Consider the following 438-nt stretch of genomic DNA (forward strand, 5'->3'; position numbering starts at 1 on the left):
CGGGGCTCGGGGGATGCCGTTCCGCTTCGGAAGGCACGTGATTCCCTGGCCTGACCTGACTGCACACGGGCAAAAAAGACATCTCCGGGTGGTTGGTGCAACGGGAAGCGGGCCAGGTACCCTGATAAGCGACATGCGCCTCCTGCTGTCCCCCGTTTTGACCCATCCGGGGCACCGCAGGTATCCTGCATGTTCGTTATGTGTATTGGCTTGCTCATTCTCACGTGAGGGGCCCTTACACCGGTCCACCGGGCCGATGACCAGCGGCAGGACTCGGTTGCGTCACCGAGGTCCGCCAGGGCTGTCGTACATCGTCCGTGGTGGCCATGTCAGGACCCACTCACTGAAGAAGCGAAGGCTACGACCGTGCGTACGTACAGCCCCAAGCCCGGCGACATTACTCGCCAGTGGTACGTCATCGACGCCCAGGATGTCGTC

1 pseudogene is annotated in these 438 nt (G+C 62.3%); it reads left to right on the forward strand.

Features of this window, described 5'->3' with window-relative positions:
- Nucleotides 1–366: 366 nt before the first annotated feature.
- Nucleotides 367–438, forward strand: a pseudogene (locus AB0C16_RS40645) (50S ribosomal protein L13); the annotation flags it as partial.

Source organism: Nonomuraea sp. NPDC048916 (assembly GCF_040649575.1).
Lineage (GTDB): Bacteria > Actinomycetota > Actinomycetes > Streptosporangiales > Streptosporangiaceae > Nonomuraea.